This window comes from Campylobacter sp. 2018MI10 (assembly GCF_018501175.1).
GTDB lineage: Bacteria > Campylobacterota > Campylobacteria > Campylobacterales > Campylobacteraceae > Campylobacter_E.
Genome location: NZ_JAHCZD010000120.1, coordinates 1 through 405, shown reverse-complemented (window position 1 = coordinate 405; position 405 = coordinate 1). Strand labels below are relative to the sequence as shown.

General features: G+C 34.6%; 1 protein-coding gene. It reads left to right on the top strand.

Annotated features, from left to right (window positions below; all coding sequences use genetic code 11):
• Positions 1–405, top strand: a 405-nt coding sequence (locus KJR01_RS09945; protein WP_214119090.1) for a (2Fe-2S)-binding protein, incomplete at both ends; no start/stop codon positions are given.

Genomic DNA, 405 nt, shown 5'->3' with positions numbered 1-405 from the left:
GCGCATTATAAAGGTATAAGTCCTGAAGATTTTGAAGATCAAATTATAGTTTGCGAGTGCGCTAGGGTAAGTCTTGGAACTATTAAAGAAGTGATTAAACTTAATGATTTGCATAGCGTAGAAGAAATCACACAATACACTAAAGCGGGTGCTTTTTGTAAATCCTGTATCAAACCAGGCGGACATGAAAAAAGAGATTATTACCTTGTAGATATTTTAGCTGAAACTAGAGCTGAAATAGATAGAGAAAAACTCAAAAATACAATGAAAAGTGATGTAGCTTTTGATGAAATGACCGTAGTGGGACAATTAAAAGCAGTTGAAAGTGTTTTAGATGCTGAAATTCGCCCTATGCTTCATAATGATGGTGGAGATTTGGAAGTGATTGATATACAAAAGGCTGAA